The organism is Bacillus sp. S/N-304-OC-R1, from assembly GCF_019749375.1.
Classification (GTDB): Bacteria; Bacillota; Bacilli; order Bacillales; family Cytobacillaceae; genus Cytobacillus.
Genome location: NZ_JACWFE010000027.1, coordinates 47,065 through 55,363, shown reverse-complemented (window position 1 = coordinate 55,363; position 8,299 = coordinate 47,065). Strand labels below are relative to the sequence as shown.

The 8,299-nt window shown below is 36.9% G+C and carries 11 protein-coding genes; 9 read left to right on the top strand and 2 right to left on the bottom strand.

The window, feature by feature from the left end; all coding sequences use genetic code 11:
• Positions 1-230 precede the first annotated feature (230 nt).
• Positions 231-434, bottom strand: a complete 204-nt coding sequence (locus tag H0173_RS21645) for a sigma factor G inhibitor Gin (protein ID WP_221848864.1) — start codon at positions 432-434, stop codon at positions 231-233.
• Positions 435-664: 230 nt separating this feature from the next.
• On the opposite strand from H0173_RS21645, the gene H0173_RS21640 reads away from it, so the two are divergent.
• The 9 genes from H0173_RS21640 to rsmI all read left to right on the top strand — a co-directional run bounded on the left by H0173_RS21640 (position 665) and on the right by rsmI (position 7,496).
• Positions 665-2,101 carry an aminotransferase class I/II-fold pyridoxal phosphate-dependent enzyme gene (locus H0173_RS21640; protein ID WP_221848863.1) on the top strand — a complete coding sequence of 479 codons (1,437 nt, stop codon included), beginning with the start codon at positions 665-667 and terminating at the stop codon, positions 2,099-2,101.
• 38 nt (positions 2,102-2,139) lie between these two features.
• Positions 2,140-2,769, top strand: coding sequence for a dTMP kinase (gene tmk, locus H0173_RS21635; protein WP_221848862.1), 630 nt, complete (start codon positions 2,140-2,142; stop codon positions 2,767-2,769).
• A 202-nt stretch (positions 2,770-2,971) separates the two neighbouring features.
• Positions 2,972-3,301, top strand: coding sequence for a cyclic-di-AMP receptor (locus tag H0173_RS21630; protein ID WP_221848861.1), 330 nt, complete (start codon positions 2,972-2,974; stop codon positions 3,299-3,301).
• Positions 3,302-3,342: 41 nt separating this feature from the next.
• A complete protein-coding gene (holB, locus tag H0173_RS21625; protein WP_221848860.1) occupies positions 3,343-4,350 on the top strand; it encodes a DNA polymerase III subunit delta' in 1,008 nt (335 codons plus the stop codon).
• Complete coding sequence (locus H0173_RS21620; RefSeq protein WP_221848859.1) at positions 4,343-5,170, top strand: PSP1 domain-containing protein; 828 nt, start codon at positions 4,343-4,345, stop codon at positions 5,168-5,170. Before holB ends, H0173_RS21620 begins: the two co-directional genes overlap by 8 nt.
• A gap of 13 nt (positions 5,171-5,183) precedes the next feature.
• Positions 5,184-5,558, top strand: a complete 375-nt coding sequence (gene yabA, locus H0173_RS21615; RefSeq protein ID WP_221848858.1) for a DNA replication initiation control protein YabA — start codon at positions 5,184-5,186, stop codon at positions 5,556-5,558.
• A gap of 67 nt (positions 5,559-5,625) precedes the next feature.
• A complete protein-coding gene (locus H0173_RS21610) occupies positions 5,626-6,366 on the top strand; it encodes a tRNA1(Val) (adenine(37)-N6)-methyltransferase (RefSeq protein ID WP_221848857.1) in 741 nt (246 codons plus the stop codon).
• The gene (locus tag H0173_RS21605) at positions 6,356-6,643 is read left to right on the top strand and encodes a GIY-YIG nuclease family protein (RefSeq protein ID WP_221848856.1); all 288 of its coding nucleotides are present in this window, start codon (positions 6,356-6,358) and stop codon (positions 6,641-6,643) included. The genes H0173_RS21610 and H0173_RS21605 overlap by 11 nt, the downstream gene beginning before the upstream one ends.
• Positions 6,618-7,496, top strand: a complete 879-nt coding sequence (gene rsmI / locus H0173_RS21600; RefSeq protein WP_221848855.1) for a 16S rRNA (cytidine(1402)-2'-O)-methyltransferase — start codon at positions 6,618-6,620, stop codon at positions 7,494-7,496. The genes H0173_RS21605 and rsmI overlap by 26 nt, the downstream gene beginning before the upstream one ends.
• A gap of 55 nt (positions 7,497-7,551) precedes the next feature.
• On the opposite strand, the gene H0173_RS21595 is transcribed toward rsmI, so the two are convergent.
• Positions 7,552-7,842, bottom strand: coding sequence for a transition state genes transcriptional regulator AbrB (locus H0173_RS21595; RefSeq protein ID WP_221848869.1), 291 nt, complete (start codon positions 7,840-7,842; stop codon positions 7,552-7,554).
• Positions 7,843-8,299 lie beyond the last annotated feature (457 nt).

The following is an 8,299-nucleotide window of genomic DNA, read 5'->3' as shown; positions in this document are numbered from 1 at the left end:
CAGCTGACGCAGAGATCCGCCGCTTATTCAAAGCCGAGCCCGAACACGGAAGTTAAGCTTGGGCGCCGATGGTAGTTGGGGGCTCTCCCCCTGTGAGAGTAAGACGTCGCTAGGCAAAATAAAAAGAGTACCTGTGAGGGTACTTTTTTTGTGCTTTAAAGATATTTTTTAAATGGGCAAGCATCTTAATAAAAAATTCATAAATAAAAAAGCCCCAAATGGAGCTTTCATCAAGAAAATATTTCTGGTGTTGTTACCTTCTTTAGCTTTTTTATATAATATTTATATTTTGGATTACTTGTATCTGTAGAAATCAAATCATGCTCGCAATTTGTACAGATAAAAGAAGTGTATAGATGTATCCCTCTTAATTTTGTTTGCTCGCAAATGACACACTCTTCCCCTATATGTTTCTTTGCTACTAGCGAACTCAATCACTCCACCTCCATACACCAATTCTGCCCGCAATTTTCATATTGTATACAATCTTTTGAAAATTGTTTTTGAAAGTGATTACTTGAATACTAATGTATGTTCAATAATCAATTTGGTTGTATGTCTAATTTAATTCTTTATCAACGCTTTAGAATTGGAATGGTATCGGATTCCTTTTTGATTTGGTAAAATAGATGAGATGATAAACATAATAATTTGGTGATTAAATATGAATCAAAAAAAGATCCCTTTATTAGATGCATTAATGGTACATACGGAAAAAAATCCAGTCTCTTTTCATGTACCTGGACATAAATATGGAAGTCTTATTCCTGAGGCAGCAAAGGGCTATTTTCAGGACCTTTTAAAGCTGGATGCTACAGAGCTTAATGGATTAGATGATCTGCATGCCCCTGAAGGTGTTATTTTAGATGCAGAGAACCTGCTGGCTGATTTTTATGGAACCAAAAAGAGCTTTTTCTTAGTGAATGGCTCGACTGTCGGAAATCTTGCTATGATTATGGCTGCCATTGAAGAGAATGATACAGTGCTTGTTCAAAGAAATTGTCATAAGTCAATTTTAAATGGGGTTCATCTTGTAAAAGCAAACCCTGTTTTTTTAGCGCCGGATTTCGTTGAGTCTTGGGGTGTGGCTGGAGGAGTATCGCTACAAACAGTTAAAGCTGCTATTCATGAATTCCCAGAGGCAAAATCAATAATACTGACCTATCCTAATTATTATGGAATGGTTACTGAATTAGAGGAGATTATTGAGTTCTCACATTCAAAAGGGATCTCTGTATTAATTGATGAGGCACATGGGGCACATTTCGCGGGGGGCGATGTCTTCCCGAAATCGGCAGTGCAATTAAAGGCAGATATTGTCGTTCAATCCGCTCATAAAACGCTTCCTGCCATGACAATGGGAGCGTATCTGCATGTTAACAGTGAAATCCTTTCAGAAATAAAGGTCAGCCACTATCTTCAAATTTTGCAATCAAGCAGCCCATCTTATCCGATTATGGCCTCATTAGACATAGCTAGACACTATTTAGCTACATTTTCGAATAAGGATATGAAATATCTAATAAACAAGATAGAAGAATTCAGAACAAGATTGCAGGAACTGAATGGCGTTAAGGTGCTTTCCTATCCTAATGGGATTGGAGACCCTTTAAAAATTACAATTCAATCGGCTTCTTCTTTAAATGGATATGAGCTGCAAAGTTTACTGGAGGGGACCGGGATTTATGCTGAAATGGCGGACCCTTATAATGTACTGCTTGTGTTTCCACTGTTGAAAGATGGAGAGAAGTTTGCAATTGAGGAAATCGCCAAGCGGTTTGAAAGGGCTCTTCAATCTGTTTCAAATACAAACATGGAAAAAGTTAAGAGCAGCTACGGAAAACCGAGAATTTCTAAGCTTGCACTAAATGCTCGACAAATAGAAAAACTTAAACCTATATCGGTTCCGTTGGATGAATCAACTGAAAAAATTTGTGCGCAATTAATTATTCCTTATCCACCTGGTATCCCCTTATTATTTCCTGGGGAAAAAATTAGGGAGGAAGATATTGATTTTATTAAATTGCTCTTAAAATCAGGAGCCAGATTTCAGGGCGGGGACAGTTTAAAATCCGGAAGGTTAGACATATTTCCCGTTTAGCTAAATATATTAGGATTGAATCATCTTGGAGGTTAACGATGAAAAAAGGAATTTTTATTACGATGGAAGGACCTGAGGGAGCAGGGAAAACAACGATCATAAATATGCTAACAGAGAGACTATCAGCTGAAGGCTATCAGGTTTTACAAACGAGAGAGCCAGGCGGAATAGAAATAGCTGAGCAAATTCGAAATGTTATCCTAGATAAAAATAATACGAGTATGGACTCTCGAACAGAAGCTCTTCTTTATGCAGCAGCTAGAAGACAGCATCTTGTTGAAAAGGTTTTGCCGGCTCTTGAAAAAGGGTATATTGTTTTGTGTGACCGTTTTATTGATAGTTCTCTAGCCTATCAAGGGTATGCTAGAGGATTAGGAATTGATGAAGTGTTTTCCATTAATCAATTTGCTATTGAAGGGACTATGCCGCAATTAACATTTTATTTTGATATAGAACCAGAGGCAGGTCTAGAAAGAATAAATCGCCATAAGGATCGAGAGGTAAATCGATTGGATCTTGAGGATCTTAATTTTCATTATAAGGTACGTGAAGGTTACTTTCTGTTAATGAATAAGTATTCGGACCGTTTCTCTAGATTAGATGCCTCTAAGCCAGTTGAAGTGGTGTATCAGGCTGCAGAGAAAAAGATAAAAGAGATTATTAGCTAGAAAGTATAAATCTGTTAAGGGTGACTTAGAAAATTATTTCTTAATAAGGGTTATCTGAACTCTTCTTTTTAGGTAACCCACTTTTATTAACAGAAAGAAAATTTATCCTGGCAGTAAGACATGTTAGTTCATAAAAAAATTGATATAATAGATGTAGGAATGTAACTTTAATGAAGTGGAACAAATGAAAGGGGCGGAGAGAATGAAACTCATATTAGCGGTTATACAAGATCAAGACAGCAATAAATTAATGAATGCATTGGTGGATAATAATTTCCGTGCAACCAAACTAGCTAGTACTGGCGGATTTCTAAAATCAGGAAATACTACCTTTATGATAGGTACAGAAGATGTTCGTGTAGATAGGGCATTACAAATCATAAAAGAAAATTGCAAGTCAAGAGATCAGCTAGTTGCCCCGATTTCTCCAATGGGAGGAAATGCCGATTCGTATGTTCCATATCCAGTTGAGGTTGAAGTCGGTGGAGCTACAGTCTTTGTTCTGCCAATTGAAAATTTCTTACAGTTTTAATAGAATTTATGTTGATATAAAGAACAAAAGTGGTGATTTTTGTGGCTAATACGTGGCAAGACCTAGAAACCATACAGCCTGTTGTGTTAAAGATGTTCAGAAACAGTATTAAAAAAAATAGGCTTGCCCACGCTTATTTGTTTGAGGGAATGAAGGGAACGGGGAAAAGGGAAGCTGGTAATCTATTAGCGAAAAGCATGTTTTGTCAATCTCCTGTTGATGGCTATATCCCTTGTGAAGGCTGTGTGAATTGTAAAAGAATTAATCATGGAAATCATCCTGATGTCCATCTAGTTGAGCCCGATGGTTTATCGATTAAAAAGGGTCAAATTCAGGCACTTCAGGAAGAATTTTCGAAAACAGGTGTTGAGTCAAGAAAAAAACTGTATATGATTGTTCATGCTGACAAAATGACGGCAAATGCAGCTAACAGTTTATTGAAATTTTTAGAAGAGCCTCACCCTCATACATTGGCTATTTTAATAACAGAACAGGCACAGCAAATACTTCCTACTATTCTTTCTCGTTGTCAAACTATTTCATTTCAGATGTTATCTCCAGCAAAAATGATTGAAAAGTTAAAATTAAATGGAGTCACTCCTCAGTCGGCACCATTAATTGCCCAGCTTACTAATAATGTTGATGAGGCAATTGAGTATAGTCAGAATGATTGGTTTGTACAAGCACAAAAAATAGTGTTAAAATTATATGAAGTGCTTAAAAAGAGTCCGTTAGAGGCGATGGTAGCTCTCCAGGATGATTGGTTTATGCATTTCAAAGAGAAAGAACAGCTAGATCTTGGACTAGATTTATTACTGCTAATTTTTAAGGATTTATTATATATACAGCTCGGAAAAGAAGAACAGACAGTCTATTTAAACGAAAAAGAACGATTAGAACAGTTTGCATTGCAATCTTCCAGCAGGCAATTATCAGAACAGATGACAGCCATTTTGGAAGCAAAGAGAAAATTGCAGGCAAATATGAATCCGCAGCTGTTAATGGAACAGCTTGTGTTGAAAATGCAGGAGGGGTCTTCATTTGTATGATGTAGTAGGAGTCCGCTTTAAAAAGGCGGGCAAGATATATTATTTTGATCCCGGCGGATTAGAAGTTGAAAAAGACGATTTTGTCATTGTAGAGACAGTACGTGGTGTAGAATATGGCAAAGTTGTCGTTCCGCCTAAGAAGGTTGATGAGCACGATGTGGTTCTGCCTCTAAAGAAAGTTCTGCGAATTGCTGATCAAAAAGATAAGCTGATCGTCGAGGAAAATAGGCAGGCAGCAAAGGAAGCTTATGAAGTCTGCAACGAAAAGGTAAATACCCATCAATTAGATATGAAACTAGTTGATGTTGAATATACATTTGACCGAAATAAAGTGATCTTTTATTTTACGGCTGATGGAAGAGTAGATTTTCGGGAACTTGTTAAGGATCTAGCAGCAATATTTCGTACACGGATTGAACTTCGGCAAATAGGAGTAAGGGACGAGGCAAAAATGTTAGGGGGCATTGGCCCTTGTGGAAGAATGTTATGCTGTTCTACTTTTTTAGGTGACTTTGATCCGGTTTCTATTAAGATGGCAAAGGATCAGAATCTTTCATTAAATCCAACGAAAATTTCGGGTTTATGCGGGCGTTTAATGTGCTGCTTAAAATATGAAAATGACGAATATGAAGAGGCTAAAGCCCAGCTTCCTGACCTAGGTGAGTGGATTCAAACACCCGAAGGTCCCGGAAAAGTGGTAGGATTAAATATTTTAGAACGGGTGCTGCAAGTGGATGTAACTGCTGCTGAACGCGTGCTTGAGTATACTCTAGATGAATTAGTAAAACAAGGTGCTGTATCAGTTCAATCCACAGATTAATGAGGTGGAATGCGTGGATAAAAAAGAAATCTTTGATTCAGTAAGTAATATGGAAACCCAAATCGGGCATTTATATCAGCAGCTTGGTGAGTTAAAGCAGCATTTGGCAGAAATACTAGAAGAGAATAACTCTTTAAAGCTGGAGAATGAGCATTTAAGACGTCGTTTAGATCTGACAACAGATCAAGAAGAATTGTCGGCAAAAAAAGGACCGTCAGAAAATCCATCAACGGATTCGGCTGACTACAAAACGGCTGATATTGGAGAAGGGTATGATAATTTAGCCCGGCTTTATCAGGAGGGTTTTCATATATGTAACCTCCATTTTGGAAGCCCCCGAAAAGAAGGAGATTGCCTTTTTTGCTTATCTTTTCTTAATAAGAAATAATAAAATGGCCTTCCTTCAAAAAGGAAGGCTATTTTTCACTTTATTTAAATGAGCTGGAGGATAGAAAATGGATTTTTTAAAAGGGGACGAGCGTTTAGACTATTTACTTGCAGAAAATTTGCGTATTATCCAAAGCCCTTCTGTATTCTCCTTTTCACTGGACGCTGTTTTGCTTGCTCGATTTGTTCATGTACCCATTCAAAAAGGCCGCTTAATTGATCTATGCAGCGGGAACGGTGTTATCCCGTTATTTTTAAGTGTAAGAACAAAAGGCTCTATTATCGGTGTAGAGATTCAAGAACGGCTATTCGATATGGCGAAAAGGAGTATTGAATATAATGGGCTTGAAGAACGGCTGCAAATGATCCATGGGGATATTAAGGAAACGGCAAAGGAGCTTGGATATGGCCAATTTGATGTTGTCACCTGTAACCCGCCATACTTCCTGACCCCCAAATCTGATGAAATAAATGAGAATGAGCACTTAGCTATAGCCCGTCACGAGATTTTATGCACGCTGGAGGATGCAGTTAAGGCTTCAAGTGATTTAGTTAAGCAGGGAGGAAAAGTGGCATTTGTTCACAGGCCAGGAAGGCTGCTTGATATTGTCACTCTCATGCGGAAATACAAATTAGAACCCAAAAAAATTCAATTTGTTTATCCGAAGCAGGGGAAAGAATCGAATACATTATTAATCGAAGCAATTAAATATGGCAGCCCGGATTTAAAAATACTGCCGCCATTAATTGTGTATAATGATAACAATGAATACACCCCTGAAATAAAGGAAATTTTATATGGAAAATAATCATTACTTCTATGTTCTCCATTGTAAGGATAACTCTTTGTATGCCGGCTATACGAATAATCTGGAGAAACGGGTGAAGCTCCATAATGAGGGAAAAGGAGCTAAATATACAAGAGGAAGAGGCCCTGTTGAGCTAATTTTCTCCAAAGCCTATGATAATAAGAGTGATGCCTTAAAGGCAGAATATGAATTTAAGCAATGGTCCCGTGATAAAAAGGAAAAATACCTAGTAAATGAAACAGGTGGTACATATGTGGCAGCAAAAAAGCTTCGATAAAGAAGAAAGTAAAGGCATCTTGTATTTAGTTCCAACCCCCATCGGGAATTTAGAAGACATGAGCTTTCGTGCTATTCGAATTATGAAAGAGGCTGATTATATTGCGGCTGAAGATACGCGAAACACGAAGAAATTATGTAATTATTTTGAAATAGAAACGCCAATCCTAAGCTATCATGAACATAACAAAGAGGTAAGCGGACAAAAAATACTTGGAAAATTAGCTCAAGGGGCAAAGATTGCGCTTGTGAGTGATGCAGGAATGCCAACCATATCAGACCCAGGTTATGAGCTTGTAACGGCTGCTGTCGCGGAACAATTAACGGTTGTGCCGCTGCCGGGTGCGAATGCTGCACTAACTGCATTAATTGCTTCAGGGCTTAACCCTCAGCCGTTTTATTTTTATGGATTTTTAGACCGACAAAAGAAGACAAAACGAAAAGAGCTTGAGGCTCTTTCGAAAATAACGGCAACGACTATTTTATATGAAGCACCTCACAGGTTAAAAGAAACCCTTACCTTAATTGAAGAACAAATGGGAAATAGAAGGATTGTTCTATGCCGAGAATTAACAAAAAAGTTCGAGGAATTCATTAGAGGAACTGTAGAAGAGATATTAAATTGGGCCGCAACTGATGAAATAAGAGGAGAATTTGTTTTAATAATTGAAGGTTCATCTGAAACTGCTCTAGATGATGAAGAAGTATGGTGGGAAGGCTTGTCGATTGAAGCACATGTCGAACATTATATAAATAAGAGCGGACTGAATAGTAAAGAGGCCATTAAACAAACAGCAGCTGACAGAGGCATGAATAAGAGGGAAGTTTATCATGCTTTTCATGTTAAAGAATAGTTGCTTGTAGAAAAAAAGAAAGCTTCCCTCATAACAAGGAGAAGCTTTCTTAATATTATTTTACAAGTTCAAATCTGTTTTGGATTTCTTCTAATAATTTTTCTGCACCTTCGCGGCTAACAATTAATTTACCGTTAGCTAACTGGATGTTATCATCAGAAACTTCTCCAGTTACTAAGCAAGTCATATTTGGCTTGTATTTTTTAAGGATAATGCGATCATCATCCACATAGATTTCAAGTGCATCCTTTTCTGCGATGTCTAATGTACGTCTTAATTCAATAGGAATAACCACGCGACCAAGCTCATCAACTTTACGAACAATACCTGTAGATTTCATTATAATATTCTCCTCTCAAATCTCAAAAATTATTTTTCTTCTATCTTTTCTTTCGTCAATATTCGACAAAATCTTTAATAATTACATAATACCAGCGTTTCCCAAATACGTCAATTACTTTATTTTCATTTTTTATTAGAAATTTTTTCCTAGGCTATTAAAGCTTATAAATATAGGATTTATAGCAGTAAACCTTTCAAAAGTGTAAAAAACATATGGGAAATACTTGTTATTATCATTAAAATGGTGATTTTTAACAGGGGAATAATTCGACAAAAAACAACATAACTTTCGACATTTTACATAATAATATACGGAATTTAGATAGTCTTTTATGGGAATATCCTGTAAGAAATTATTTAAATTTGCTACAAGCCTCTTTTCTTGGAATAATCTAATAAACTTATAGATTTTATTGTTTTGAATCCATCTGCACTTTGGTTGCACAAATACTAAATTTTAG